At 66.4% G+C, this 25,792-nt stretch carries 24 protein-coding genes and 3 pseudogenes; 11 read left to right on the top strand and 16 right to left on the bottom strand.

What is annotated here, in order from left to right:
- Positions 1–111: 111 nt before the first annotated feature.
- Positions 112–1,413, bottom strand: a complete 1,302-nt coding sequence (locus EV657_RS18580) for a DNA-packaging protein (protein WP_113668475.1) — start codon at positions 1,411–1,413, stop codon at positions 112–114.
- Entirely contained in the window at positions 1,382–1,738 is a 357-nt protein-coding gene (locus tag EV657_RS18575) for a hypothetical protein (protein WP_134079296.1), read from the bottom strand. Before EV657_RS18575 ends, EV657_RS18580 begins: the two co-directional genes overlap by 32 nt.
- A 378-nt stretch (positions 1,739–2,116) precedes the next feature.
- On the opposite strand from EV657_RS18575, the gene cutA reads away from it, so the two are divergent.
- On the top strand, positions 2,117–2,425 hold the full coding sequence (gene cutA / locus EV657_RS18570; protein WP_134079294.1) for a divalent-cation tolerance protein CutA: 309 nt from the start codon (positions 2,117–2,119) through the stop codon (positions 2,423–2,425).
- 46 nt (positions 2,426–2,471) lie between these two features.
- On the opposite strand, the gene EV657_RS18565 is transcribed toward cutA, so the two are convergent.
- Entirely contained in the window at positions 2,472–2,732 is a 261-nt protein-coding gene (locus tag EV657_RS18565; protein ID WP_075785204.1) for a DUF6455 family protein, read from the bottom strand.
- 5 nt (positions 2,733–2,737) lie between these two features.
- On the bottom strand, positions 2,738–3,007 hold the full coding sequence (locus tag EV657_RS18560) for a DUF6455 family protein (RefSeq protein WP_134079292.1): 270 nt from the start codon (positions 3,005–3,007) through the stop codon (positions 2,738–2,740).
- Positions 3,008–3,189: 182 nt separating this feature from the next.
- On the opposite strand from EV657_RS18560, the gene EV657_RS18555 reads away from it, so the two are divergent.
- Positions 3,190–3,429: a hypothetical protein gene (locus EV657_RS18555; RefSeq protein ID WP_075785202.1), complete on the top strand. Its 240-nt coding sequence runs from the start codon at positions 3,190–3,192 to the stop codon at positions 3,427–3,429.
- An 18-nt stretch (positions 3,430–3,447) separates the two neighbouring features.
- Here the strand turns inward: EV657_RS18555 and EV657_RS18550 are convergent, their stop codons facing one another.
- Positions 3,448–4,044, bottom strand: coding sequence for a lytic transglycosylase domain-containing protein (locus EV657_RS18550; protein WP_425057270.1), 597 nt, complete (start codon positions 4,042–4,044; stop codon positions 3,448–3,450).
- Between the two features lie 177 nt (positions 4,045–4,221).
- Between EV657_RS18550 and ssb the strand changes: the two genes are divergently transcribed.
- Positions 4,222–4,701: a single-stranded DNA-binding protein gene (ssb, locus tag EV657_RS18545; protein WP_075785201.1), complete on the top strand. Its 480-nt coding sequence runs from the start codon at positions 4,222–4,224 to the stop codon at positions 4,699–4,701.
- Between the two features lie 38 nt (positions 4,702–4,739).
- Complete coding sequence (locus EV657_RS18540) at positions 4,740–5,822, top strand: site-2 protease family protein (protein WP_134079291.1); 1,083 nt, start codon at positions 4,740–4,742, stop codon at positions 5,820–5,822.
- A gap of 45 nt (positions 5,823–5,867) precedes the next feature.
- On the opposite strand, the gene lipA is transcribed toward EV657_RS18540, so the two are convergent.
- Both lipA and EV657_RS18530 read right to left on the bottom strand, forming a co-directional pair.
- Positions 5,868–6,818 (bottom strand): lipoyl synthase, encoded by a 951-nt coding sequence (gene lipA / locus EV657_RS18535; protein WP_113668472.1) that lies wholly within the window; start codon positions 6,816–6,818, stop codon positions 5,868–5,870.
- A gap of 69 nt (positions 6,819–6,887) precedes the next feature.
- The gene (locus EV657_RS18530; RefSeq protein ID WP_075785198.1) at positions 6,888–7,823 is read right to left on the bottom strand and encodes a LysR substrate-binding domain-containing protein; all 936 of its coding nucleotides are present in this window, start codon (positions 7,821–7,823) and stop codon (positions 6,888–6,890) included.
- Positions 7,824–8,193: 370 nt separating this feature from the next.
- Between EV657_RS18530 and EV657_RS18525 the strand changes: the two are divergent.
- Positions 8,194–9,163, top strand: a pseudogene (locus EV657_RS18525) (integrase core domain-containing protein); the annotation flags it as partial.
- Positions 9,164–9,254: 91 nt separating this feature from the next.
- Here EV657_RS18525 and EV657_RS18520 read toward each other — a convergent pair.
- From EV657_RS18520 to katG, 5 genes are all read right to left on the bottom strand, one after another.
- Entirely contained in the window at positions 9,255–10,394 is a 1,140-nt protein-coding gene (locus EV657_RS18520; protein ID WP_134079289.1) for a sensor histidine kinase, read from the bottom strand.
- Between the two features lie 3 nt (positions 10,395–10,397).
- Positions 10,398–10,862, bottom strand: coding sequence for a response regulator (locus tag EV657_RS18515; RefSeq protein ID WP_134079287.1), 465 nt, complete (start codon positions 10,860–10,862; stop codon positions 10,398–10,400).
- On the bottom strand, positions 10,859–13,189 hold the full coding sequence (locus EV657_RS18510) for a sensor histidine kinase (protein ID WP_134079285.1): 2,331 nt from the start codon (positions 13,187–13,189) through the stop codon (positions 10,859–10,861). The genes EV657_RS18515 and EV657_RS18510 overlap by 4 nt, the downstream gene beginning before the upstream one ends.
- A gap of 9 nt (positions 13,190–13,198) precedes the next feature.
- Positions 13,199–13,840, bottom strand: a complete 642-nt coding sequence (locus tag EV657_RS18505; RefSeq protein WP_075785193.1) for a response regulator — start codon at positions 13,838–13,840, stop codon at positions 13,199–13,201.
- A gap of 363 nt (positions 13,841–14,203) precedes the next feature.
- Positions 14,204–16,411, bottom strand: coding sequence for a catalase/peroxidase HPI (katG, locus tag EV657_RS18500; RefSeq protein WP_113668469.1), 2,208 nt, complete (start codon positions 16,409–16,411; stop codon positions 14,204–14,206).
- Between the two features lie 283 nt (positions 16,412–16,694).
- Here katG and EV657_RS18495 point away from each other — a divergent pair, with 283 nt between their 5' ends.
- Both EV657_RS18495 and EV657_RS18490 read left to right on the top strand, forming a co-directional pair.
- Entirely contained in the window at positions 16,695–17,390 is a 696-nt protein-coding gene (locus EV657_RS18495; RefSeq protein WP_075785191.1) for a M48 family metalloprotease, read from the top strand.
- 85 nt (positions 17,391–17,475) lie between these two features.
- Positions 17,476–18,219 carry a helix-turn-helix transcriptional regulator gene (locus EV657_RS18490; RefSeq protein WP_075785190.1) on the top strand — a complete coding sequence of 248 codons (744 nt, stop codon included), beginning with the start codon at positions 17,476–17,478 and terminating at the stop codon, positions 18,217–18,219.
- 298 nt (positions 18,220–18,517) lie between these two features.
- Here the strand turns inward: EV657_RS18490 and EV657_RS18485 are convergent, their stop codons facing one another.
- Together EV657_RS18485 and EV657_RS18480 are read right to left on the bottom strand one after the other, a co-directional pair.
- The gene (locus EV657_RS18485; protein WP_075785189.1) at positions 18,518–19,057 is read right to left on the bottom strand and encodes an RSP_2648 family PIN domain-containing protein; all 540 of its coding nucleotides are present in this window, start codon (positions 19,055–19,057) and stop codon (positions 18,518–18,520) included.
- Positions 19,054–20,262, bottom strand: a complete 1,209-nt coding sequence (locus tag EV657_RS18480) for an RSP_2647 family RNA methyltransferase (protein ID WP_243837733.1) — start codon at positions 20,260–20,262, stop codon at positions 19,054–19,056. Before EV657_RS18480 ends, EV657_RS18485 begins: the two co-directional genes overlap by 4 nt.
- A 120-nt stretch (positions 20,263–20,382) precedes the next feature.
- On the opposite strand from EV657_RS18480, the gene edd reads away from it, so the two are divergent.
- Positions 20,383–22,188, top strand: coding sequence for a phosphogluconate dehydratase (gene edd / locus EV657_RS18475; RefSeq protein WP_134079284.1), 1,806 nt, complete (start codon positions 20,383–20,385; stop codon positions 22,186–22,188).
- A gap of 63 nt (positions 22,189–22,251) precedes the next feature.
- The gene (eda, locus tag EV657_RS18470) at positions 22,252–22,893 is read left to right on the top strand and encodes a bifunctional 4-hydroxy-2-oxoglutarate aldolase/2-dehydro-3-deoxy-phosphogluconate aldolase (protein ID WP_134079282.1); all 642 of its coding nucleotides are present in this window, start codon (positions 22,252–22,254) and stop codon (positions 22,891–22,893) included.
- Positions 22,894–22,916: 23 nt separating this feature from the next.
- Here the strand turns inward: eda and ade are convergent, their stop codons facing one another.
- A complete protein-coding gene (ade, locus tag EV657_RS18465; protein ID WP_134079280.1) occupies positions 22,917–24,614 on the bottom strand; it encodes an adenine deaminase in 1,698 nt (565 codons plus the stop codon).
- Between the two features lie 265 nt (positions 24,615–24,879).
- On the opposite strand from ade, the pseudogene EV657_RS21685 reads away from it, so the two are divergent.
- Positions 24,880–25,116, top strand: a pseudogene (locus EV657_RS21685) (transposase); the annotation flags it as partial.
- Positions 25,117–25,200: 84 nt separating this feature from the next.
- The gene (locus EV657_RS21680; RefSeq protein WP_143540510.1) at positions 25,201–25,479 is read left to right on the top strand and encodes a transposase; all 279 of its coding nucleotides are present in this window, start codon (positions 25,201–25,203) and stop codon (positions 25,477–25,479) included.
- Positions 25,480–25,705: 226 nt separating this feature from the next.
- Here EV657_RS21680 and EV657_RS18455 read toward each other — a convergent pair.
- Positions 25,706–25,792, bottom strand: a pseudogene (locus tag EV657_RS18455) (IS5/IS1182 family transposase); the annotation flags it as partial.

Here is a 25,792-nt window from a genome sequence, read left to right as displayed (position 1 = left end):
GTCGGCCCAAAAGCTGCGGCGCGCACCCGGGACAGTCCCGGATAGGCCTGGACATGGCACGACCTGCGCGGGGCCGAGGGCGAGACGGCCCGCAAGCGCGATCCGGCCGGACTAAAGACCCCGCACCCGCGGCCGCCGCCAATGCGCCGCCGGGGCGATCATCAGGTCGTTGATCGCCCAGACCAGCGCGTCCACCCGGTCCGGGCTGCCCTGGCTCTCGTAGCCCCGCGCCGTCATGTGGCACATCTGCTCTTCCAGAACCTGCAGGCCCCGCAGGTGCTTGACCCGGCCCTGCTCGTAAAGCGCGGCCACCGGCTCGGCCCGGGCGATCTTGCCCCGCGTGGCGCGAACCGCGCGGAAGGGCACCATCGGATCGAGCTGGCGGATCACCGTCTCGACCAGATCGCCCCCCTGATTGACCTCGGCAACCAGCCGCTCGGCGCCATAGCGCTCCATCGCCTCGATCGCGACCGTCGCCCAGGCCGTCGGGGCGACGCCGCTGATGCTGACATCCTCCAGCACATAGGCGCACCAGGTTTGCGGCGGCCCCTGCATCCGGACCCCTGCCACCACGATCCCGCATTCGTCCGAGCTGTCGCGGCTCGTGACCGGCGGATCGACGGCAACCACGATCCGGTCCAGCGGCGGCGCCTCGTCGACCCTCAGCGCCTCGATCCGGCTCAGCGTCCAAAGCGCGCCGTCCGACTCGTCGAGAAGCACGCCGTCAAGCTCCTGCCGCCCGAGCCGGGTGCCCGCATAACGGGTCCGGACCGCCTCGAGGAACGAGGCTGCCAGATTGGCCCGGTTGGCCTCGGTCGGCGCGTGGGTAACCACGGTCGAGGGGTTCGCCAGGATCGACTTCAGCACCGCCACGTTGCGGGGCGTCGTCGTCACGCATTGCCGCGGCGCCTGCCCCAGCCGCAGCCCGAACTGCAACATGTCCCAGGTCTCTTCGGCCCGCTTCCATTTTGCCAGCTCGTCCGACCAGGCGGCATCGAATTGCGGACCACGCAGGGAATCCGGGTCATGCGCCGAAAACACCTGCGCCACCGCACCATTCGGCCAGACCAGCCGCCGCCGCGTTGCCTCCCAGTTCGGCCGCCGGTCGGGAGGCGAACAGGCCAGAATGCCGCTTTCGCCAAACACCATGATCTCGCGGGCCTCGTCGACGGTCTCGCCCACCAGGGCCACCCGCCGGGCCTGGCCTTCGTCAAGCGGCCTTGCGCCCTCGACCTGCGACCGGACCCATTCCGATCCGGCCCGCGTCTTGCCCGAACCCCGGCCGCCCATGATCACCCAAGAACGCCAGTCGCCCTCGGGCGGCAGCTGATGCGGCAACGCCCAGAACTCGAAGAGATAAGGCAGCGCCAGCAGCGCCGAGTCATTCAACCCCTCCAGAAACGCGGCCTGCATCTAGGGTGTTGCGCAGGCGATCCAGTCGGCGCCCGACTTCAAGGCGGGCCTGTTCAAGATCAAGCGCTTGGATTCCACCTTCGGACTCGCTTTCCGCATTCAGCCGCCTTTCAACCCGCTGCCGTTCGTCGAACGCCGTCTGTGCCGCCTTCCCGAGATCGTTCAACGCCCCGCGCAGCATGCGGGCACGTTCGGAATTGCCGGCCTCGATTTCCTCGATCAGTTCGTTCAGGGCGCGGATCGTGCGCCTGTAATGTTCTTCAGCTTCCTCAAGCAGCGCCCACGCCGCCGCGCCGCCCGCTTCAGGAGAGGGATCATCTGTCATCGCATCTGCCTGATTGGTCTGCCCGGCGCAGGAAGAAGACAACAAAAAGGCGGCCTCCGGGGGTACCCCGGGCCGCCAAACCCACGTCTTCCAGCATGCCGTAAGGTATACCCCAGACCGTTCGCAGAGTCAAGAAGTTTAATGCTAACAAGAAGTTAACAGCGCATAACCGACGGCTTCCCAGGCAGGTATCCCGCAAACCGCCCTGCGTCCGATGCCCCATGCCCCAAGACTGCCCGCATCCGTCGAGCGGCACGCGAACCGGGCTTCACGCACCGGCCCGACACGAACGCGCCCAGTCCCCGCTTGTCGAATGGTATCGGGCCACGAACGCCCCTATGATGGCGCTCTCAATCCTGACAGGTTCGGAAAAACGAAATGATCCACGTCGTCACGACCTGCCCCGACATCGACAGCGCCCGGGCCATCGCGCGCGCCGCGCTCGACCGCAGGCTCGCGGCCTGCGCCAATATCCTGCCCGGCGTCGTCAGCCTGTTTCATTGGCAGGATCGCATCGACGAAGAGCCGGAATTGCAGCTGACGCTGAAAACCGACGACGGCCACCGCGCCGCGCTGGTCTCGCTGATCGCCGAGACCCATCCCCACGACCTGCCGGTCATCACCTGGGAAACGGTCGAAACGACGCCCGAGGCGGCGGCCTGGCTGACGGCCGAAACGTCAGCCTGACCGCCTGCGTCCCGGCACCGGGACCCCCAGCGCCTGACCCAACCCGTCAGGCAGGTTCCTTCAGCGCCTCCAGGCGGACGCCCACGCCGCACCATTCGGGCAGGCGGTCGGCTCCGGTAACCTGATGGCCCATCCAGCGCATGCACTCCTCGGCGCGGCCGCAATGGGCGCAGGCAGCCACCAGTTCCGAATATTCGCCCCGGCCCAGTTGCCCGGACCGGAGAGCATCGTTGAGATTGACCCCGATGGTGCGCGCCATCCCCTGGGTCAGCCAGAAATGTTTCGACAGCCTGCCCTGGTCTTCCATCGCCCTCAGGCGGACACCAACCGTGCCCGCATCGCCTCCAGCAGATCCTTGTTGCGGCAGAACCCCGGCGTCTCGTCGGTCCCGGTATCGTGAGACCCGAGCCAGCCCTTGCATTGCGAGGGCTCGGTACAGCCGAGGCAGCGCGAGACGGTATCTTGCATGTCTTCGGGGGTCCAGCGGCCGGCCATGGCCTCTTCCTCAAGATCCACGCCAAGCACTTCTGCCATCTTTTCAACAAGATGGGCGTGTTCTTCGTATTTGGTTTGACCCGACATCGAAGGTCTCCTGTCGATTTCGAATTGATGGAACTAGACCGCAAGAGCTCACCGGGCGCCTTGATGCGTGTCAAATGGGGACACCGCCCGAGGCGCGGAGACAGGAGCGCCCCCTGGTGCGGACCGGCAAATGCCGGGCAAGACCGCTTCACAAGCCGGCCGTGGGCGGCTAGCCTTGCGCCATGTTCAGCATCGAGCACGAATTCGACGCCACCGTCATCACCCTCGTCGACGAGGGGCCGCAGCATCTGCAGGAGGACGTAACGATCACGGCCTTCGAGGATTGCGTGACGGTCGAACAGCTGGACCCGCGCACCGACCGGGTCCAGAAAATCACGCTGTCGCTGGCCCAACTGCACGAGCTTGGCGCGGCCTTCGACCTGCCCGAAGGGGTCTACCGGATCGCCTTCGGCCGTGACTAAACCCGGCCGCGAACGGGATCAGCTTCCCCAGATCCGCCGGACATAGGTCTGCGTCTCCTGATACGGCGGGACGCCGCCGTGCTTTTCGACAGCTTCCGGCCCGGCATTATAGGCGGCAAGCGCCAGCCGCCAGGATCGGAACCGGTCGAACTGCCGCCGCAGATAGCGCGCGCCGCCGTCGAGATTCTGGTGCGGGTCGGTCGGATCGACCCCAAGCCTGCGGGCGGTGTCCGGCATCAGCTGCGCCAGCCCGATCGCGCCCTTGTGCGAAACCGCGCCCGAGTTCCAGCCCGATTCCTGCTGCACGAGCCGCAGGAACAGGTCTTCCGGCACGCCATGCTTGCGGGCCGCGTCGCGCGCCACATCCACGAACTCGCCGCGATAACGGCCCGAATAGAGCAGGCTGCCCTGCGAAGGCGTATGCACGCGATCGGGCTGCAGGCGGACCGAATTCGAATACTGCTGGCCGGCGCGACCGTCGAGCACCCGGGTCTGGGATTTGAAGAGCATCAGACGCGCCTTCGAGGACACTACGGACTCGGCCAGACCGGACGCGGGATGCGAACCGGACACAGCCAGAACCGTCAGCGCGATCGCTGCAAGCCGTGGCTTCACTCTCGTCCCTCCCCCGTCATGGGTGTTTTCGCGCGGGGACTATAGGAATAAAATGCGTCCCTGGCCAGCCTGCCCGTCGCCGCGGCCCGAACCGGCCCAATTCGCCGTCGCTATCCCCCTCCGGGGTGGTGTAAACGGGTACACGATGGAACACCAAGATTCGAAAAGAGGGCATGCATGGCAGGTTCGGTGAACAAGGTCATCCTGATCGGCAATCTCGGCCGCGACCCCGAGGTGCGCAGCTTCCCTTCGGGCGGCAAGGTCTGCAACCTGCGGATCGCGACGTCGGAAAACTGGAAGGACCGCAATACCGGCGAGCGACGCGAACGCACCGAATGGCATTCGGTCGCAATCTATTCCGAGCCCCTGGTCCGCGTCGCCGAACAGTATCTGCGCAAAGGGTCGAAGGTCTATATCGAAGGCCAGCTCGAGACCCGAAAATGGCAGGACCAGTCCGGTCAGGACCGCTACACGACCGAGATTGCCCTGCGGCCCTATCGCAGCGAGCTGACCATGCTCGACGGCCGCGACGGCGGGGGTAGCGGCGGCGGCAATTATGGCGGCGGAAGCGGCGGGTACGATCAGGGCGGCAGCCGCGGCGGCGACTATGGCGGCCCCCAGCCCGCGGGCGATTTCGATGACGAGATCCCGTTCTGAGCCATAGCCGGGATGCGGAGTGAGGGGAGCCTGCGCCGATGACCTGGTCCTATCCTGTCGGACGGGTATTCGGGTCCGAAATCAGGATCCACGCGACTTTCTTCCTGCTTCTCGCCTGGATCGGCGCCGCCGCGTGGATCGCCGACGGTCCGATCGCGGCGGTGGCGAACTTGGTCTTCGTGCTGGCTCTCTTCGCTTGCGTCGTCGCCCATGAATTCGGCCACGCGCTGACCGCCCGGCGCTTCGGCATCGCGACGCCCGACATCACGCTGTTGCCCATCGGCGGGCTTGCCCGGCTCGACCGGATGCCCGAGCGGCCGGGCCAGGAAATCGCCGTGGCACTGGCGGGCCCGGCCGTGAACCTGGCAATCTGCACCCTGCTGATCGTCCTCGGCGCAAGGACGGATCTGACGGGGGCGGCGGCCCTTCAAGATCCGGCGGCCGGATTCTGGAGCAAGCTCGCGACGGTGAACCTCTTTCTCGCGCTCTTCAATCTGCTTCCCGCCTTTCCGATGGATGGGGGCCGGGTGTTTCGCGCCCTGCTGGCACTGCGCCTCGGCCGGGTCGCCGCCACCCGTTTCGCGGCGCGGTCGGGTCAAGCGCTGGCTTTCGGCTTCGGGTTTCTCGGGCTCGTCACCGGCGATGCCGTGCTGGTGCTGATCGCCATCTTCATCTTTGCCGCCGCCGGGGCCGAAAGCGCGGATGTCGCGCTGCGGGACATGGCACGGCACCTGCGCGCCCGCGATGCGATGATCACCGATTACGAAGCGCTGCAGCCGTCCGACACGCTTCGGGGGGCCTCCTCGACGCTGATCCGGACTGCCCAGCATGAGTTTCCCGTGGTCGATGCGGGGGGCGGTCTGCGCGGAATTCTGACCCGGACCGCTCTTTTTCAGGCACTGGCGGAGGGACGCGACATGTGCCCGGTGGCCGAAAACATGGCGCGCGGAATTCCGACTGTTCCCCTGGCCGCCCCGCTCGACGCGGCGCTTGACGCCTTGCAGGATTCGGGCGCACCGGCCGTCACGGTCACGGAACCATCCGGACGGATGATCGGATACATCACACGCGAGAATATCGGCGATCTGATCGTGATCTGCGGACGCGACCGCCACCGCTGACGCCGCGAAAATTCTGCGAATTTTCGGCGCACCGCCCGGCGCGCGCTATCCTTGAGCCAGCCGCGCCTCGCGCGCCGTACGCAACCTGGCGAAATCCTCGCCCGCGTGATAGCTCGACCGCGTCAGGGGCGTCGCTGAAACCATCAAGAACCCCTTGCCATAGGCTGCCCTCTCATAGGCCGCGAATTCCTCCGGCGTCACGAAACGGTCGACCCCGTGATGCTTGGGCGTCGGCTGCAGGTACTGCCCGATGGTCAGGAAATCGACATCGGCCGCCCGCAGGTCGTCCATCACCTGATGCACCGCCTGGCGATCTTCGCCAAGCCCGACCATGATCCCCGATTTGGTGAACATCGCCGGATCGATTTCCTTCACCCGCTGCAGCAAACGAAGCGAATGGAAATAGCGTGCGCCCGGCCGCACCTCGGGATAAAGCCCCGGAACCGTTTCGAGATTGTGGTTGAAGACATCGGGCCGCGCCGCAACGACCGTCTCGACCGCCCCTGCCCCGCATTTGAGGAAATCCGGGGTCAGCACCTCGATCGTCGTCTCGGGCGCCCGGTGGCGCACCGCGCGGATCGTCTGCGCGAAATGCTCGGCTCCGCCGTCCGCGAGATCGTCGCGATCGACCGAAGTGATCACGACATGCCTGAGCCCCAGCTTCTGAACCGCATCCGCCACCCGGCCTGGCTCGAAGACGTCCAGCGCGTCGGGTCGGCCCGTGGCCACATTGCAGAAGCTGCAGCCGCGGGTACAGATCTCGCCCATGATCATCATGGTCGCGTGGCCATGCGACCAGCATTCGCCCACATTGGGGCAACCCGCCTCTTCGCAGACGGTGGCCAGCCCGTGTTCGCGGATCACGCGGTGGGTATCGCGATACCCCTCTCCTCCGGGCGCGCGCACGCGTATCCAGGCTGGTTTCTTCGGCTGGGGGGCATCGGGACGGCGGGCTTTTTCGGGATGGCGTTCGGCCGGGTTCTTCAGGTCGCGCAACTGGGGTCTCCCTGACGGGACGGGTCGCCCTCTCTTAGGCTCTTGTCACCGCGAAGGCAACCGGCCGACTCAGCCGCCGGCAGCCGCGCGGGCACTGTCGGTCAGGCTCCGTCCCGCCTCGGCCAGAATAGCCGCCAGAGCTTCGAACCAGCCATCGTCGCGCGAAAGCCGCCGACGCACCAGACCCAGCCGACGCGCGGGCTCGGGCGAGGCAAAGCGATGCACCGCGAGCGCCGGACTGGCCGCCCGTTCCGAGACAAGCGCGATTTCCGGCAGGAAGGTCAGACCGAAGCCCTCGGCCGCCAGACCGCAGAGCGTGGCCAGGGACGAGGCTCCCAGATCGACCCTGGTCTCCTCGCGCCGCATGCCGCAAACCTCAAGCGCCTGATCCGCAAGGCAATGCCCCTCATCGAGCAGAAGCAGCCGGTCGGGGTCGAGCGCTGCCGGCCGAACGCCTGCAGTTTCGCCGCCCAGCGCCGCGATCTGCCGCGCCGATCCGGCCAGCAGGAAACGATCCTCGAAAAGCGGCGCCTCGATCAGATCGTCGCGTCCGACCGGCAGCGCCACCAGCGCGGCGTCCAACCGCCCCTCATCGAGATCGGCCAGCAGCCGGTCGGTACGCGCCTCGCGGACCCCGATCTCCAGCGTCAGGTTTTGCGCCCGGATCAGCGGCAGCGCCTTCGGCAACAGATAGGGCGCCACCGTCGGAATGAGCCCGAGGCTCAACCGCCCGCCCAGTCCGCGCTGCCAGCGCGCGGCATCCCTGAGGGCCCGCACCTCCTGCATCACCCGCTGCGCATGCCGCAGGAGATCGTGCCCAGCCGGGGTCAGCACGACGGCGCGCGGCTGCCGTTCGACCAGTTGCACGCCAAGGTCGGTCTCCAGCTCACGGATCTGCACCGACAAGGCAGGCTGGCTGACATGCACGGATTCGGCCGCACGGCCGAAATGCCGTGTCTCGGCAAGCGCGATGAAATAGGATAGCTGGCGAAGCGTGATATTCATGGCTTAGGCCTATCAAACAGACCGAATAACGCAACGCGGTCCGGCCGCGGCGAAAGCACACCGGCAGGCGCCCCTCCCCCTTGGAACAGGCGAAGAGTTCACAACCTCGCTTTAACCGCGGCGCTCGCCGGACCGGTGATGACCGAGGATCTCGAAGACCCTTGATCCGTATCGCCTCGGGCTTGGGGCGCATGCGGGTTCGGACAAAAGGTCGAAGCCCTCAGGCGGCTCACGCCAATGGAAACCGCCAAAGGATCGATTCCGACGTCAGCGCGTAGGTCTCCCATCCCGGATGATCACATAGCCCCCGTCGGTCTGCCCTGTGCATGGCAAGATCGCGTCTGCGCGAGGTCCGGGATGGAGGGCAGAGGTGCCGATCTCTCTTCACAAGCAGGCGACAACGACACCGGGGATCCGGACGGCGATCCAGGCGGGCACGGACCCGGCCTGGATGGTGGCCGAGCGCGACGGGATCTCTGAACAGACGGTCTGGACGTGGCGGGGGCGCGATGGCGTTCACGACCGGAGCCACACGCCGCACAGGCTTCAGACGGCGCTGCCCCCCCGGCGCAGGAGGCGGTGGCGTGCGCTGCGCAAGGCGCTCCTCCTGCCGCTCGACGAGCCGCCTGCCGTGGTGCGCGAATTCCTCAGCCCGCATGTCTCGCGCTCGGGGCTCGACCGCTGCCTCCGACGCCATGGCCTGGGCAACCTGCGGGCGCCGAAGCCGAAGGCATCCAAGCCCGCGCACGGCAGCTTCAAGGCCGACGACCCCGGCGACCTGCACATCGACATCAAATACCTGCCCCGGATGGCCGACGAGGATCGCCGCCGCCACCTCTTCGTGGCCATCGACCGGGCCGCGCGGTGGGTCTTCGTGCGCATCTGCCCGGCACAGAGCGCGGCCAATGCGCGGAGGTTGCCTCACGCGATCTCGAGCGCGCGGCCCCGATGAAGATCGCCCGGGTGCTGACCGAGAACGGCAAGGCCTTTACCGACCGGCTGTTCGGCCTGCGCAAGCGCGCGGGACCCCGACAACACGCGTTTGATCTGCTCTGCACGGACCTCGGTATCGAACACCACCTGGCGCCGCCGATGCGGCCGCAGACGAACGGCATGGTCGAGCGGTTCAACGGTCGGATCGAGGGCATGCTCCAGAGCCATCGCTTCCACAGCGGAGAGGACCTCGAGCAGACTATCCTGCGCTGCGTCCACCTCTGCAACAGCCAGCTGCCGCAATCGGCCCTGAAGCGGCGCCCCCCGTCGCAACCCTCGAGGACTGGCAACGTCACAGACCCGAACTCTTCAGGAAGCGGGCCTACAATCACACGGGATGTGACACGTCGGCCGTACATGGCCGGGCAGCGGTGGCAATTTTCCGTTTCCCGGGGTCGTCACGGGGTGGAAACGCCTATGGCAGCCGTCTTCCGCGCCTCAACGCGAGACGGCCGCATCACTCGGGTGTGGCGACCAGACTTTCGAGGCGAACCCGTCAACAGGCGCGCTGGACCCAGGCACGCGAAACCGCATCAGCGTTCCGCCATAGGGATTGGCTTCGCACCAGATGCGGCCGCCATGACGCTTGACGATCTTTTGGCACGTGGCAAGCCCCAGCCCGGTCCCCGGCTTGTCGGTCGCCCAGGAAAGACGCTGAAACGGCTCGAAAATGCGCTGCCGGTATTCCTCGGGAACCCCGATGCCGCGATCCGCAACTTCGAAAAGCACGTCTCCATTTTCGAGCCGCCGCGCCGAAATCCGGATTTCGGGGGCGTTCTCGCCGGAATACTTGATCGCATTCGATACCAGGTTCTGCAGCAGCTGAGCCAGCATCGCGGGGCTGCAAAACACATCGAAGTCCGACAGATCGACATCGACGCTCCCGCCGCTTTCTCGAATATCCTGATCCAGGAATGAAAGCGCATTTTCGACGAGTTCGGTGGCGGGAATCGTCTCGAAGACCGGATTGATGTCCGTGCGAATATGATCGGCCAGCGTTTCGACCAGATGCGACATCTGGGTTGCGGTCTTCTTCATCATGACCATCAGCTTCTGCAGTTCCGCCGATTGCACCTCGCCCATTTCCTCGTCGAGCTGCTCGCAGATGAACCGGATGCTGCGGATTGGCGCACGGAAGTCATGAACAAGAACATTTGAGAACGTCAGCAATTCCTGCCGTTGTTCCTCGACCCGCTGCGCAAGGCGCACCATTTCGACCGCCCGGACCAGCATCCTCTCAAGACCGGCCTGGTTGATCCGCGATTTCGGGGTATAGTCGGCGGCCCCTGCAAGGATTGCCGACTTGGCGATCTGCTCGTCGCCCTGGCCGGTCATAAGAATGAAAGCGGCGCCGGGCCATTTTCTCTTGAGCGTCTCAAGTCCGTCGAGCCCGTTTTCCCCGGGAAGAACATAGTCTATGAAAACCGCGTCGAGCGTCTCGGAACCGTGATCGAGTGCCGCATGCACCAATTCCGCTTCACAAATGGATCGGCACATCCCGGATCGTTCCAGCAACCGGCGAATGAGTTTCCGGTCGCCGGCGTCGTCATCGATGATCATGACATCCAGATCGCGCATCCTTTAGTCCTCGCTGAGGCGAATATCCGGAAAGCTCAATATATTCCAGAAGCGGTCCAGAGTCTCTATGAGCGACGCAAAATCGCGCCCGACCCTTTGTTTGAGGATATACCCCGAGATACCTGCCTCATAGGCAATGCGTTTGTCGTCATCGTCATTGGATGTCGTCAGCACAAAGACAACGGCTTGCCTGAGGCTGCAGTCATTGCGCAACTCATGCAGGAATTCGAGACCGTTCATCCTTGGCATCCGGATGTCGGCCAGCACGATATAGGGAGAGGCGGGAACAGGGCCGGCGACACCACGCATGATCGACAAGGCTTCGACACCATCGACGGCGCGGGTCAATGTCGCCTTAATTCGTGAGCGGTTCAGAGCCCGGCGCACGGCCTTGGCATCACCGTCGTCATCCTCGACGATAAGAAGGTTCAGCGGCGTCCGGCCAAGGAGGTCTGCATCCTGCGTCATGCCGCGCGCCACGCCGATTTGCCCGACTTCGCACGGACCTTGGGCCAGACCACATGCATCGTCGTGCCGCGACCGCCGTCGCTTTCGATCCGCACTTGCCCCCCGGCGATTTGCACGTATTTCAGGACCATCGCGAGCCCCATCCCGCTGGCCTCGACTTCGTCGCGGGGACGCAATGTCTGGAACATTTTGAAAACCTTCTTATGATAGGCTGGCGGAATTCCCGGGCCGTCATCGCTGACCGACAGGCAATAGGCGTCATCCGTTTCGCGGCCCGACAGACGAACGAGCCCCGTCGGCCGGTCATGGTGCTTTAGCGAATTACCCAGAAGATTCAGAAGGATCGTCTTGATCGGCATATTCGGAATATGCAGCTTGTCGAAATCGGGTGTCACTTCGAACGTGAACCCCTCGGGAAGGTTCAGAAGCCCGCGCAATTCGCTGGCAAGCTCCCTGCCCTCGACGATCCGGGCCTTTTCGTCGATCCGGCCAATCCGCGAATGGTTCAAGAGATCGTCCAGAAGCCGGTCCATCCGCGCGACCCGACTGCGCAGCAGGTTCATGCTGTCGCGGGTGTCGTCGTTGAGATAGGGCGCCAGATCCTCCTCGAGCCAGGCCGAGGCATTGTCGATGACGCGAAGCGGCGCCTTCAGGTCGTGGGAGGCGAAATAGGCGAAGGCATCGAGGTCGGCATTCGAACGTTCCAGCGCCTGGACGAGCGCCTCGCTACGGGCCTGAGCCTCGCGCCGGCTGCTCACATCGCGCAGCACGCCAATGAACCGCGTGCCGCCGGCATGACTTGTGCTTGCGACCGAGATCTCGACGGTGATCTCGGTGCCGTCCTTGCGCTTGCCGGGCATCTCACGCCCGGCGATCAGACGCTGCGGCGTCGCCTGACCGATCCGCCTGCGCATCATCCTGTCGTGTTTGACGGCCTCTTTGTCGCTCATCAGCATCGACACATTCCGCCCCAGCAGTTCGGAGGGTTCGTATCCGAAAATCCGGGCCACGGCGACATTGGCTTCCTCTATGACACCCTCCTGATTTATGGTGATCAGCCCATCCGCCGCCTCGGCGAAAATCGCGTTGAGTTTCGCCGATTTCTGATAAAGTCTCTCGTTCAGCTTGACGACCGCGCGGGCCAGTTCGGCGACCTCGTCGTTGCTTTCAGGGACTAGGTCCCGCAGATCGTCGCCCGGCTCGCTGGCGCGCAAGCCGCGGGCCAACCGGTTCAGCGGTCCCGTCAGCCGGTTTCCGAAATGCCAGGCTACCAGCCCGGCCAGGACCGACAAGACGATGCCCGCCGCAAGCCCATAGACAAGCTGCTGACGGATCGGCGCGAAAAGATACGGAGTCGGCAGTTCGGTCACGACAAAGATGTCGGTCCGCAGAGGCAGACGCTCCCCCCGGCTCAGCGAAGCCGCGCTGAGCCCGGTGACATTGATCGCCCGTTGCCAGCCGATCTTGGTGGCCCGCGTCGACCCGGACGGTACGATGCCGCCAAGGTCCGGAAGATCCTCGGCGCGCCAGCCCGGAGTGCCATGAAATCGCAGCGGCCCGGGTCCGGTGACCGGATCGTAACGCATGAAATCGCCGGATGACGTCATGGCCGTGACGACATACCCGTCCGCCGGATAAATGACCGCGGCCCGCAGGATCGATTCGAAATCGGCATTGATCACCAACGCTCCGACAGCGCGGCCATCGGAGCCTGGCACCGGCACGACAAGACGAATCGTCGGCGGCCCCTCGTCGCGGCCTTGTTCCCGGTTCAGGGTAACCCGCGAGAAGAACGGCTGCCCGGCATCGAGCGCGGCTTCGTCGGCCAGATAGGGTTCGTCTCCCTTCGACTGCAACGCACTGCGCCGAACGGCTTCCGTGCGGTCGCTGACCCGGTTCACGCGCACGACTTCGCGCCAGTTGTCGTCCCGCCCGATATAGCGCAGCTGGGAATAGTGCGGCCGGGTCCGCAGGACGGAATCGAAGACCGCCTCCAGCCGCCGATGCCAGTAGATGTCCGGCGACTCCTGGACTTTCTGATCGTGCAGTCCCTGACCCGTGGCCGCCACCACACCGTCGATTTCCGGAAGGGCCGCGATTTTGCGGCCGTCGGACGCCATCAGATCCAGTTGCTGCAGCAGCCGTTCCGCAAAGAACCCGCCCGCGAATTCCATCCGCGACACCGCGGCGGTGCGATACCACTGGACGCCGAACAGGTTCACCGCAGCGAAGAATAGACTTGCCACAAGGACGACGCAAAAGGCCATCAGGGCGAGTTTCACGCCCAGACTGATCTGCCGGCCGACGATGACCTGACGCGTTTCCAAAGTTCTCCCCTATCTCAACAGTCGTTCCGTCTTCGGTTGCGCCTCGAGTGCGAGAATGGTTTTCATGTTCTCCAGGTATTCGAACAGGTCGAGGCAGGCCCGCTCGGCCTCGGCGGCCTCCTTGCGGATCTCGGAATGGCCCTCGACAGACTGGGTCACCACACGGATCTTGCGCAGCATGCCCGACAGCATGCCACGAATATCGGCCGCGCAGACGGCCGAAAACCGTTCGAGCATCTGTTCCACCTCGGCCCGCGCTTCGCGTTCGTGAAGGATCGCGGCCCGGTAGATCTCGCGCTCGATCGCAGCGGTCACCGCGCGGCGGATCATCGAGATGGTCAGTTCGTCCTTGACCAGATAGTCCGAACACCCCGAGCGCATCGCCTCGGCGACCGTGGCGGGGTCGTCGGAACTGGTGATCATGATGGCGATGGCCTTGGGCTGATCGGGATGGGCCTTGAGCAGTTCGAGCGCGTCAAGCCCGGTTTCCATCTTCAGATCGTAGTCGAGAAAGACCATGTCATAAGAGGTCTCGTCCAGTGCGGCGCGGAAATCGTGGATGCTTGCCGCTTCGCGCACCCGGAACTTGAGCCCGGCGCGCAGGCACAGTTTCTTCAGGCGCAGCCGGTCGATCTCGTTATCGTCGAGCATGAGCACGACAAAGCTCCGCTCGGCAGGACGACGAGGCACAGGTAGACTGTCCGTTGGCATATTCGTCATGTCAGGAAACCTTGATCACGAGCCAGGAAACAGGCGATCTGTCAGAGATCGGCATCCTTGGCGGAACACTACCCGCATGATTTGCGCCGCGGGTTAACGTTACGTAAAATCGCGGTCCATTTCACCAGAAAACCGCAATGGATCAACTGAATTCGCTGCAAAAGACCGAAATTGGCCTCACCCGTTTCACATACTTGAAAGGGTTGAGGAAAAGGGCCGGAAGGCGGCGACACCGCTCTCCGGCCCCAGGGGGGCGGACCCGGCCGGACCCGCCGGCCAGCCCCGTGCGTCCGCTCAGGCCAGATCGAACCGGTCGGCGTTCATCACCTTCGCCCAGGCCGCTGCGAAGGCCTCGGCAAAGGCCGGACCGGCCTCATCCTGGGCATAGACCTCGGCCAGCGCCCGCAGCTGCGAGTTCGACCCGAAGACCAGATCGACCCGGGTCCCGGTCCATTTCACCGCGCCGGTCGCGCGGTCGCGGCCCTCGAACAGGGTCTCGTCGGCATCGGTCGGCACCCAGACCGTACCCATATCCAGAAGGTTGACGAAAAAGTCGGTCGTCAACTGCCCGGGGCGGTCGGTAAAGACGCCATGCGCGCTTTGCCCGGCATTGGCGCCCAGCATCCGGAGCCCGCCGACCAGAACCGTCATCTCGGGCGCGCTGAGGGTCAGGAGTTGCGCCCGGTCGACCAGCATCTCCTCGGCGGTGACGCTATAGGCGCCCTTCTGGTAGTTGCGGAACCCGTCGGCGACCGGCTCCATCACCTCGAAGGACTCGGCATCGGTCTGCTCGGCCGTGGCATCGGTGCGGCCGGGCGCGAAGGGCACCTCGACCGCATGGCCCGCATCGGCAGCGGCCTTTTCCACCGCGGCCGATCCACCCAGCACGATCAGATCGGCCAGCGAGACCCGCTTGCCCCCCGCGGCACGGGCGTCGAAGCCCGCCTTGATGCCCTCGAGCGCCTCCAGAACCCGGGCCAGTTGCGCGGGCTCGTTCACCTCCCAGTCCTTCTGCGGCGCAAGGCGAATGCGCGCGCCATTGGCCCCGCCGCGCTTGTCGGACCCGCGGAAGGTCGAGGCCGAAGCCCAGGCGGTCGAGACCAGTTCGGCCACCGACAGGCCCGAACCAAGGATCTCGGCCTTCAGCGCAGCGATGTCGTCCGCATCGATCAGCGGATGATCGACCGGCGGCACCGGATCCTGCCAGATCAGGTCCTCGGACGGCACCTCGGCACCGAGATAGCGCGATTTCGGCCCCATGTCGCGATGGGTCAGCTTGAACCAGGCCCGCGCAAAGGCATCGGCGAACTCCTCGGGGTTCTCGTGGAAATGCCGCGAGATGGGTTCGTAGATCGGGTCCATCCGCATCGCCATGTCGGCGGTGGTCATGATGATCTTGCGATTGCGCTCGCCGGTTTCCGGATCGGGCGCGTGATCCTCGGGCTTCAGGTCCTTCGGCGTCCACTGCCAGGCCCCGGCGGGGCTTTTCGTCAGCTCCCAGTCATAGCCGAAGAGCACGTCGAAATAGCCCATGTCCCAGGTCGTGGGATTGGGCGTCCAGGCGCCCTCGATGCCGCTGGTGATGGCATCGGCGCCCTTGCCGCTGCCATGCCGGCTGAGCCAGCCCAGCCCCATCGCCTGCAGCGGCGCGGCCTCGGGTTCGGCGTCCAGCAGGGCAGCATCGCCCGCCCCGTGGCATTTGCCGAAGGTGTGCCCGCCCGCGGTCAGCGCGACGGTCTCGTAATCGTTCATCGCCATCCGCGCGAAGGTCTCGCGAATGTCGCGGCCGGAGGCGACCGGGTCGGGGTTGCCATCGGGGCCTTCCGGGTTGACGTAAATCAGCCCCATCTGCACCGCCGCCAGCGGATTTTCCAGATCGCGGTCGCCCGAATAGCGGCTGTCCGGCTTGTCGCTGGTGGCCAGCCATTCGCGTTCCGACCCCCAGTAGATGTCTTCCTCGGGCTCATAGACATCCTCGCGCCCGCCGGCGTAGCCGAAAGTCTTCAGTCCCATCGATTCCAGCGCGACATTGCCCGCGAGGATCATCAGGTCGGCCCAGGAAATGGCGTTGCCGTATTTCTTCTTGATCGGCCAGAGAAGCCGCCGGGCCTTGTCGAGGTTGACGTTGTCGGGCCAGCTGTTCAGCGGCGCGAAACGCTGGGTCCCGGTGCCACCGCCACCGCGGCCATCCGCGGTGCGATAGGTGCCGGCGCTGTGCCAGGCCATGCGGATGAACAACCCGCCGTAATGGCCGTAATCGGCGGGCCACCAGTCCTGGCTGTCGGTCATCAGCGCATGCAGGTCGGCCTTGACCGCCTTGAGGTCGAGCGTCCCGAAGGCTGCCGCATAGGAAAAGCCGGGGCGCATCGGGTTTCCGGCGGTCGGGTTCTGATGCAGGATTCTCAGGTTCAGCTGGTTCGGCCACCAGTCGCGGTTCGACTGGCCGCCGAAGGTGGTGTGCAGCACGGGGCATTTGCCCGCCGGCGTGTCGTTTCCGTCCATCTCTTCCTCCGGGTCGCTGGTTCGAGGGTCAAATCTGAAAACGGAGGAGCCAGAAACGGACCGCGTGCACCCGAAACGACCGGCTTGCCCGGCCGCGGCACCCGCGGATCTGGTCCGCGTCCTCCCTGCGGGTCTTCTACCAGAGCCGGTCGATAGATGGAATTTGGCATTAATGATATTAACGATAGGATCGCGTTATCAGACTGGCAGTGCGCCCCCCGATCCGGGCCCCGACCGGTGCGACGCGATTGTTTCGGCGGCGCGACGTCCCATATTTCGGGGGATGCTGAAACTGACCCCGATCCTTCTGGCGGTGCTTTACGCGCTTGCGATGTACCGGTTCTCGGCCTGGCGCACGGGGCGCGAGCTTGACGCGCGTTCCTCGGAACTGGCCGATCCCGCATTGAAAGCGCTGACCGACCGGATGGCCCGGGCGCTCGACCTGCCGCGAATCCGCGTCGACATCTACGAGATCGCGCCGGTCAACGGGCTGGCAGCGCCCGACGGGCGGATCTTCATCACCCGCGGGTTTCACGACCGCTACCGCGCGGGCGAGGTGACCGCCGAGGAACTGGCCAGCGTGATCGCCCACGAACTGGGTCATGTGGCGCTTGGACACGGCCGCCGCCGGATGATCGACTTTTCCGGCCAGAACGCCATGCGGACGGCGCTGGCGATGGTTCTGGGCCGGGTCCTGCCCGGCATCGGCGTCTATCTGGCCAATGCTCTGGCCTCGCTCCTGGCTGCACGGCTCAGCCGTCAGGACGAATACGAGGCCGATGCCTATGCCGCGGCACTCTTGACCAAGGCCGGTATCGGGACCGGACCGCAAAAGACCCTGTTCGAAAAGCTCGACCGCATCACCCAAAGCCGGGGCGGCGCCATGCCTGCCTGGCTGATGAGCCACCCGCGCACAGCCGACCGCATCGCAGCAATCGAGGCGATGGAGACCCGCTGGACCCCGGCGACGACGACCTAGCGTCGGATATCGAAAGATGTATCCTTAATGAACTTTTCACTCCGGCCCTGTTAGGTCCGAGTCCTGTTGCCCAGAGTTGCCCGTCATGAGTGTGGAACCCCAAGGCCTCGACTTTGCCGGAACGCTGCGCGCGCAACGCTCGTTCGACGCGGCCTGGCTGGTTTTCAACGATCACCTGCGCGCGCATGGCGTGTCGCATGCCCTCTATGCGCAGCTGCCGTCCGTGCGGGTGCGGTCTATCTCGCGCGAGATGATCTATCACGCGACCTATCCCGAAGGCTTCACCCGGCGCTATGCCTCGGAAGGGATGATCGATCACGATCCGCGCGCGCATTACTGCGAGTCCGACGCCGAGGCCCCGCTTTACTGGAACCGGCCCGGCGACACCCTTGCCGCCGATCCCGAGGCACGCGATGTGCTGGGCCTGTGCGAGGATTTCGGCCTGGCCTTCGGGATGACCCTTCCGCTCAAGGGCCGGTCTCGGCTGAACCGAAGCGGTATGGGGTTGGCCTTCGACGCGCGCACCTTGGCCCAGGCCGAAGAGATCCTTGCCGCCAGCGAGGGCGCGATCCTCAGCGCGGCCGCCCTCTTCCATGCCCTGGCGCAGACGCCTGACATTGCCGCCGACATGATCCGGCTGTCTCTGCGCGAACGGGAATGCCTGCTCTGGTCCGCGGCCGGGCTCCGCAACAAGGAAATCGCGTTCCGGCTGTCGATCGCCGAAAAGACCGTGGAACATCACATGGCCTCGGCGATGACCAAGCTGCATGCGGTCAACCGGACCCATGCCGTGGCCCGCGCCCTGATCCTCGGCCTGATCGCGCCCTGACCCGCCGCGACCTCACATGCATGAGGGAAAATCCCCAATTCCCGCAGGGCCCGTCAAAGGCATATTTGGACCACCCTTTTTCAGGGGGGCGGTGGATCGGTCAGATCGGATCCGGTGGGGGCCGTGGTCCTGACGGGTCTGGCCCTGATGCCAGATCGATGCAGGATCGCGTCCGAGACCGGCACCGCAGGAGAGAGCGATCTCTCTTCATTTTCGTGGCCCCTGGCCACATTCGCGGGAGGCGACGGAGAGTGGCCGTGGCTTCCCGCTTTTCCCTCGTCGCAAGCAGCGCGTCGGATCAGCCCAACGCCTTGCCCAGCCGGGGCAGCCGTGCCCGCTTGAGCAGCGCGCGCAGGGCCAGCGGCTCGCCCGCCATCCGTTCGGCGGCGGCATGAACCTCGGCCACCGCCCGTTCGACCGGCCCGGGATCGGCCAGCCACAGATCCATCAGGAGCCCGTCCGGCGCGGCACGGACAAGCCCCTCGGCCGCCAGTAGATGGCCGGGAAAGTCACGTGCGTTGAAGGTCAGGATCGCATCGGCCCCGCCCGCCACGGCGGCCGCCAACACATGCACGTCGTCGGGATCGGGCAGCCAGAGCCGCGCCTCAAGCCCCGCCTTCGGCGCCACCTCGGCCCCCGGCCAAGCCCCCCGCAAAAGGGCGATCTCGGCCCGGGCCTGCGCCTCGCCGGTCGGTCCGATCTTGCACGCGGCCCGCGCCCATTCCTCGAGGATGCGGGCCGACCAGAGCGGGGTGAACAGCCCCGTCCCCGCCACCTTCAGCAGGATTTCGCGCAGCACGGTCGGGTAAAGGACACAGGTGTCCAGCAGGACCTTCATTCGGTCAGGCGGAAGGCCAGCGCCTTCAGATAGCCCGACTCGGCCAGATGCGGCAGCACCGGATGATCCGGCCCGGCAAAGCCGGTGTAAAGGATCTGCCCGCGCCGCCCGGCCTTGCCGATGCCGCGCGCGCTGGCGGCCCGGAATTTCGCCAGATCGGCGGCATGCGAACAGGAACACAGGACCAGATACCCGCCCGGCGCCACCAGCGCCGCCGCCAGCCGCGCCACCCGCTCATAGGCCCGAAGCCCGGCATCGAGCGCCGATTTCGACGGCGCGAAGGCAGGCGGGTCGCAGACCACCAGTTCGAATTGCGCGCCCTCGGCGCCCAGCGCCGCCAGCGTGTCGAAGGCATCGCCCTTCCGTGTCGCGAACCGCCCGGCCAGCCCCGAAGCCTCTGCCCCGGCCTCGGCCAGCGCCAGCGCGGGCTCGGACCCGTCGACCGCCAGCGCGCTTTCGGCACCTGCCGCCAGCGCCGCAAGGGCAAAGCCCCCCACATGCGAAAAGACGTCCAGCACCCGGCCGCCCTTCGCCAGCCCCGCCGCGAAGGCATGGTTCGGGCGCTGGTCGTAGAACAGCCCCGTCTTCTGCCCGCCGGTCAGATCGGCCATGTAGGTCGCACCGTTCATCGGAACCGGTACCGGTCCCTCCAGGGCGCCCCGCAAGACCAGCGTCTCTTCGGGCAGGCCCTCCAGCCCCCGCACCCGGCCCGAGCCGTTCTTGACCACGGTCTCGACGCCCTTGACCTCGACCAGCGCAGCCACCAGCGCGTCGAGCCGATACTCGGCCCAGGCGGCATTGGGCTGCACCACCGCGGCGCTGCCGAAACGGTCGATGACCACCCCGGGCAGACCGTCGGCCTCGGCATGGACCAGCCGGTAGAAGGGCGCGTCGTAAAGCCTGTCACGCAGCGCCAGCGCCGACCCGATCCGGGCCGCGAACCATGCCTGATCCACCACCGCCTCGGGGTCGCGGTCGATCACCCGCGCCACGATCCGCGACAGCGGATTGACCGCCGCCAGCCCCAGCGGCCGCCGCTCGGCATCTTCCAGGACCGCCAGCGTTCCGGGCGCCAGCGCCTTGGTGCGCCGGTCCATGACCAGCTCGTCGGAATAGACCCAGGGAAAGCCGTGACGGATAGCGCGCGCCTCGGCCTTGGGCATCAGCCGGATCGTGGGATAGTCGGTGCTCGGTTCGGTGCTCATGGGCCTCTCCTACGGCCAGACGATGGCGGCGGGAAGGGGAATCGCGCGGCCCGCCCGCCCTTTCCCCGTTAGCGCTAACGTTCTATATCCCGCCTTATCCACCCGCGAGAGGAGACCGCCATGCCGCTTCACCCCGTGCTCGAAGAGGTCACCCGGGCCATCGTCCGCCGCTCGGCCGACAGCCGCGCCGCCTATCTCGACCGGATCGCCCGCGCGGCCGATCAGGGCCCCGCCCGCGCCCATCTGACCTGCGGCAACCAGGCCCATGCCTATGCTGCCTCGGGCGCGGCCAAGGACCTCCTCGCCGAAGGCCGCGCCCCCAATCTCGGGATCGTCACCGCCTATAACGACATGCTTTCGGCGCATCAGCCCTTCGAGCGGTTCCCCGCCCTGATCCGCGACGCCGCGCGCGCAGCTGGCGCCACCGCCCAGGTCGCGGGCGGCGTGCCCGCCATGTGCGACGGCGTCACACAGGGCCAGACCGGGATGGAGCTGTCGCTGTTCTCGCGCGACGTGATCGCGCTCTCGGCAGGCGTCGCGCTCAGCCATAACTGCTTCGATGCGGCGGTCTTCATGGGCGTCTGCGACAAGATCGTGCCGGGCCTCGTGATCGCGGCCGCGAGCTTCGGCCATATCCCGGCCGTCTTCCTGCCCGCTGGACCGATGACCTCGGGCCTGCCCAATGACGAAAAGGCCAAGGTCCGCCAGAGATACGCCACCGGAGAGATCGGCCGCGACGCGCTGATGCAGGCCGAGATGGAAAGCTATCACGGCCCGGGCACCTGCACCTTCTACGGCACCGCCAATTCCAACCAGATGCTGATGGAGCTGATGGGGCTGCACCTGCCGGGCGCCAGCTTCGTCCCCCCCAACACCGCCCTGCGCGATGCGCTGACGGTGGCGGGCGCGCAACGGGCGCTCGAGATCACCGCCCTGGGCAACCGGTATACCCCTGCGGGCCGGGTTCTGGACGAACGCGCCTTCGCCAATGGCATCGTCGGGCTGATGGCGACGGGCGGGTCCACGAACCTCGTGCTGCACCTGCCCGCCATGGCGCGCGCGGCGGGCATCCTGCTCGATATCGAGGATTTCGCGCGGCTCTCCGAGGTCACGCCCCTGATGGCCCGGGTCTATCCGAACGGGCTGGCCGACGTGAACCACTTCCACGCGGCGGGCGGGCTTGGCTACATGATCGGCGAGTTGCTCGCGGCGGGCCTCCTGCATCCCGACACCCTGACCGTCGCGGGCGAGGGGCTGGCGCATTACACCCGCGAGCCCAAGCTCGTCGACGGCACCCTCACATGGACCGAGGGCGCCGGCGAAAGCCTCAACGACAAGATCCTGCGCCCCACCGCCGATCCGTTCCAGGCGACGGGCGGCCTGCGCGCCCTGACCGGCAATCTGGGGCGCGGCATCATCAAGGTCTCGGCCGTCGCCCCGGAACGCCACATGATCGAGGCGCCCGCGCGCATCTTTCACGATCAGGAAGCGGTCAAGGCGGCCTTCAAGCGGGGCGAGTTCACCTCCGACACCATCGTCGTCGTCCGCTTCCAGGGTCCGCGTGCGAACGGCATGCCGGAGCTGCACGCTCTGACCCCCACGCTGTCGGTCCTGCAAGACCGGGGCCTGAAGGTCGCCCTCGTCACCGACGGGCGGATGTCGGGCGCCTCGGGCAAGGTCCCGGCCGCGATCCATGTCACCCCCGAAGCGGTCGATGGCGGCCCGCTCGCGCGTCTCCGGGACGGCGACCTGATCCGGCTCGACGCGCCCGCCGGCCGGCTCGACGTGCTGACCGAAGGCGCGCTCGACCGCCCGCCCGTCACCCCCGATCTCTCGGCCAATGAGACCGGACTGGGGCGCGAGCTCTTCGCCGCCTTCCGAGCGCATGCGAAATCCGCGACCGAGGGCGCGGGGATCGTTGTCTAGCCGCTTCTTCTTGGCCTAAATACCCACTGAAACGTCAGACGACCGCGCGAAAGGACCGCCAGAATGACCCCCCATGCCGCCAGCGAGATCACCGAGGCGCTCTGCCGCAAGGCCCCCGTCATCCCGGTGCTGGTGATCGAGGACGCGGCCCTTGCCCGTCCTCTGGCCGAGGCGCTGGTCGCGGGCGGCCTGCCGGTGCTCGAGGTCACGTTGCGCACCCCGGCCGCGCTCGACGCGATCCGCGAGATGGCGGGCGTCGAGGGCGGCGTGGTCGGCGCAGGCACGCTGCTGACCCCGGCGGATGTCGAGGCCGCCACGGCCGCGGGCGCCCGGTTCGGGGTCTCGCCGGGGTCGACGCCCGCGCTTCTCGATGCCGCGCGGGCGGGCGACCTGCCGCTTTTGCCGGGTGCCGCGACCGCCTCCGAAGCGATGGCGCTTCTGGAAAAGGGCTACAGCGTCCAGAAGTTCTTCCCGGCCGAAACCGCGGGCGGCGCGGCGGCCCTGAAAGCGCTGGCAAGCCCGCTGCCGCAGATCCGGTTCTGTCCGACGGGGGGGGTCAGCCTAGCCAATGCCGCCAGCTATCTGAGCCTGCCGAACGTGCTGTGCGTCGGCGGCTCCTGGGTCGCGCCAAAGGAGAAGGTCGCGGCAGGCGACTGGGACGCCATCGTGGCGCTGGCCCGCGAGGCCGCCGCCCTGCCGCGCTGAACGCAAGACCCGCCGAGGCGCCCCTAGCCGATGATCTCGAAGGCCTCGACATCGACGAGGCCGCGATCGGTGATCTTCAGCGCCGGGATCACCGGCAGCGCGATGAAGGCCAGCTGCAGGAAGGGCTCGTCCAGCACCACGCCAAGGCTCTTCGCTGCCGCGCGCAGCGCCTTCAGCCGCGCCTCGACCGTCTCGAAGGGCTCAAGGCTCATCAGCCCCGCGACCGGCAGCGCCAGTTCGGCCAGCACCCGCCCGCCCTCGGCCACGACAAACCCGCCCTCGATCTCGGAAAGCCGGGTCGCGGCCAGCGCCATGTCGGCCTCGGACACGCCCACCGCGACGATGTTGTGGTGATCGTGACAGACGGTCGAGGCAATCGCCCCCCGCTGCAGACCAAAACCGCGCACGAAGCCGACCGCAATATTGCCGTTCTTGCCGTGCCGCTCGACCACCGCGACCTTGGCCAGATCGCGCCTCGGGTCGGCGCGCTTTTCACCGCCCTCCGGTGGCACCGCCTCGATCAGATGCTCGGTCAGGATCTTGCCCGGCAGGATGCCGATGACATGGGTCTCGGCCGCGTTCGAGGTGGCACGGAAACTGGCTGCCGTCACCTTCGGCGCCCTGACCGAGCCGCGCCCGACCGGCGCCACATCCTCGCGCGCGGCGAAAGCCCCGGCCGAAGCCAGCCGCCCGCCCGCCAGAACCAGCCGCGCCCGGCACGCCGCAAGATCCTCGAGCGCCACGATATCGGCCCGCTTGCCCGGCGCGATCTGGCCCCGATCCTTCAGACCGAACGCCTCGGCCGCCGACAGAGACGCCGCCCGATAGGCCGCAAGCACCGGCGTGCCCTGCCCGATCATCCAGCGGATCATGTGATCGAGATGGCCCTGCTCGGCGATATCCAGAGGGTTCCGGTCGTCGGTGCACAGGCACATATAGGGCGAGGTCCGTTCGCTCAGCAGCGGCGACAGCGCCACCATGTCCTTCGAGACCGACCCTTCGCGGATCAGCACCCGCATCCCCTTCTGCAGCTTCTCGCGCGCCTCGGCGGCGCTCGTCGCCTCATGCTCGGTGCGGATGCCCGCCGCGATATAGGCGTTCAGGTCCCTGCCCGACAAAAGCGGCGCATGGCCGTCGATATGGCCGCCGCGAAACGCCTCGAGCTTGGCCAGAACGCCCGGGTCCTGCATCAGAACGCCAGGGTAGTTCATCATCTCGGCCAGCCCGATGACCTGGGGATGATCCTTCAGCGCGACCAGCGCCTCGGCCTCGATCCGCGCGCCCGCCGTTTCCATCCCGGTCGAGGGCACGCAAGAGGACAGGTTCACCCGGATGTCCATCACCGTGCGCGTCGCGGCCCGGAGGAAATAGTCGATGCCCTCGATCCCGATCACATTGGCGATCTCATGCGGGTCGCAGATTGCCGTGGTCACGCCGCGCGGGCAGACGCAGCGGTCGAATTCCAGCGGCGTCACCAGCGAGCTTTCGATATGCAGATGCGTGTCGATGAACCCCGACACCAGCGTCAGCCCGGAAACGTCGAGGACTTCGCGCCCTTCATAGGCACTGCCGATGCCGACGATCGTTTCGCCGCAGATCGCGACATCGCCCGGCACCATCTCGCCGGTCACCAGATCGAGCACCTGCCCGCCTCTCAGCACCAGATCGGCCGGCACCAGCCCGCGGCCCTGGGCAATCAGATCGGAAAGCGGCTGGACCATCGGCGACTCCTTGGCGAGGGACTGCCGGCAGGGTCGCAAGGCCGGGTGACACAATCAAGACGCGAAAGAACCGGCCCGCCGCACGGCACCTCAGAAAGGCTGCGGTCGCGAGCGCTCGCGGCTCCGGTCGGCCCGGCGCGGGGTCACGGCCTCTATCCGGCCGCGCGGGTTCCGGTCCGGCGCGGCGGCTGCCAACGCGCGAGAAGGCCGTTGACCCCTTTCGAGGTCCCGACCCGGATCGCGCCCGACAACACCGCCGACAGGAACGCTGGTCGATGCGACGATCATCGATGCGCCGTCGTCCACAAAGAACAAGGCGGGCGCCCGCGACCCGGAGATGTCGTCCACGAAGACGGGCAACACCTGGTCTTTCGGGATGAAGGCGCATGTCGGCGTCGATGCGCAGAGTGGCACGGTCCACAGCCTCGAGACCTCGACCGCCAAGGTGCATGACAGTCGGATCCGGGACAAGGTGCTGCATGGCGAGGAAAGCTCGGTCTGAGCCGACAAGGGCTATGTCAGCGCCGAGCGGAAGGCCGCGTTCGTCGCCGTCGGCGGCGCCTGGGGTGTCATGCGCAAGGCGCCCATGGGCGGCAAGCTTCACCCCGAGGACGAGAAGATCAACCGGATCATCGCCATGGTGCGGGCCCGCGTCGGCCACCCGTTCCGGGTCCTCAAGCGCCAGTTCGGCGACGTGAAGACCCGCGATCGGGGACTGGCCAAAAACCGCGCTCAGCTCTTCACGCTGTTCGCGCCTGGCAACCTGCTCCTGGTCCGACGGAGGCGGAGGGCGTGGGGACGAGTCCGTCCGAATTCTGCAAAACCGCCAACACGGCGGGCCAAGACATCGCGAAAGGGTCCGTGAAAGACCCGAGCCAAGGTCCCCGCAGCGATCAGGCCGCCATCTCGGCGCAGCCGAACCCGAAGATCAGACGCTCCCTTTGTCCAATCCTCGCAGCTTTGTTTATCATGATTCCTGATCCTTCAGAATGTCCAATTACCAAGGGAGGCAATCTCATGCCTCTATTCGCCAAAGCAACTTTTTAACTGATTCCAGCAATATTCTGGTTTTAAACGACTTTTCTTCTAGGTCATGTTGACAAATGGCGGACCCAGAGACGGATCGACGTGATGTCAATGAAGCCGAGGAAGCTCTCAGCGGTCTTGTCGTAGCGGGT

The sequence above is a fragment of the Rhodovulum visakhapatnamense genome, assembly GCF_004365965.1.
Taxonomy (GTDB): Bacteria; Pseudomonadota; Alphaproteobacteria; order Rhodobacterales; family Rhodobacteraceae; genus Rhodovulum; species Rhodovulum visakhapatnamense.
This window is presented reverse-complemented; position numbering and strand designations above follow the sequence as displayed.

Excerpts from the sequence above, each read along its gene's own strand:
- EV657_RS18580 (WP_113668475.1), bottom strand. The coding sequence starts at position 1,413 with ATGCAGGCCGCGTTTCTGGAGGGGTTGAATGACTCGGCGCTGCTGGCG.
- EV657_RS18575 (WP_134079296.1), bottom strand. The coding sequence starts at position 1,738 with ATGACAGATGATCCCTCTCCTGAAGCGGGCGGCGCGGCGGCGTGGGCG.
- cutA (WP_134079294.1), top strand. The coding sequence starts at position 2,117 with ATGATCCACGTCGTCACGACCTGCCCCGACATCGACAGCGCCCGGGCC.
- EV657_RS18565 (WP_075785204.1), bottom strand. The coding sequence starts at position 2,732 with ATGGAAGACCAGGGCAGGCTGTCGAAACATTTCTGGCTGACCCAGGGG.
- EV657_RS18560 (WP_134079292.1), bottom strand. The coding sequence starts at position 3,007 with ATGTCGGGTCAAACCAAATACGAAGAACACGCCCATCTTGTTGAAAAG.
- EV657_RS18555 (WP_075785202.1), top strand. The coding sequence starts at position 3,190 with ATGTTCAGCATCGAGCACGAATTCGACGCCACCGTCATCACCCTCGTC.
- ssb (WP_075785201.1), top strand. The coding sequence starts at position 4,222 with ATGGCAGGTTCGGTGAACAAGGTCATCCTGATCGGCAATCTCGGCCGC.
- EV657_RS18540 (WP_134079291.1), top strand. The coding sequence starts at position 4,740 with ATGACCTGGTCCTATCCTGTCGGACGGGTATTCGGGTCCGAAATCAGG.
- EV657_RS18530 (WP_075785198.1), bottom strand. The coding sequence starts at position 7,823 with ATGAATATCACGCTTCGCCAGCTATCCTATTTCATCGCGCTTGCCGAG.
- EV657_RS18520 (WP_134079289.1), bottom strand. The coding sequence starts at position 10,394 with ATGCGCGATCTGGATGTCATGATCATCGATGACGACGCCGGCGACCGG.
- EV657_RS18515 (WP_134079287.1), bottom strand. The coding sequence starts at position 10,862 with ATGACGCAGGATGCAGACCTCCTTGGCCGGACGCCGCTGAACCTTCTT.
- EV657_RS18505 (WP_075785193.1), bottom strand. The coding sequence starts at position 13,840 with ATGCTCGACGATAACGAGATCGACCGGCTGCGCCTGAAGAAACTGTGC.
- katG (WP_113668469.1), bottom strand. The coding sequence starts at position 16,411 with ATGGACGGAAACGACACGCCGGCGGGCAAATGCCCCGTGCTGCACACC.
- EV657_RS18495 (WP_075785191.1), top strand. The coding sequence starts at position 16,695 with ATGCTGAAACTGACCCCGATCCTTCTGGCGGTGCTTTACGCGCTTGCG.
- EV657_RS18490 (WP_075785190.1), top strand. The coding sequence starts at position 17,476 with ATGAGTGTGGAACCCCAAGGCCTCGACTTTGCCGGAACGCTGCGCGCG.
- EV657_RS18485 (WP_075785189.1), bottom strand. The coding sequence starts at position 19,057 with ATGAAGGTCCTGCTGGACACCTGTGTCCTTTACCCGACCGTGCTGCGC.
- EV657_RS18480 (WP_243837733.1), bottom strand. The coding sequence starts at position 20,262 with ATGAGCACCGAACCGAGCACCGACTATCCCACGATCCGGCTGATGCCC.
- edd (WP_134079284.1), top strand. The coding sequence starts at position 20,383 with ATGCCGCTTCACCCCGTGCTCGAAGAGGTCACCCGGGCCATCGTCCGC.
- eda (WP_134079282.1), top strand. The coding sequence starts at position 22,252 with ATGACCCCCCATGCCGCCAGCGAGATCACCGAGGCGCTCTGCCGCAAG.
- ade (WP_134079280.1), bottom strand. The coding sequence starts at position 24,614 with ATGGTCCAGCCGCTTTCCGATCTGATTGCCCAGGGCCGCGGGCTGGTG.
- EV657_RS21680 (WP_143540510.1), top strand. The coding sequence starts at position 25,201 with ATGGGCGGCAAGCTTCACCCCGAGGACGAGAAGATCAACCGGATCATC.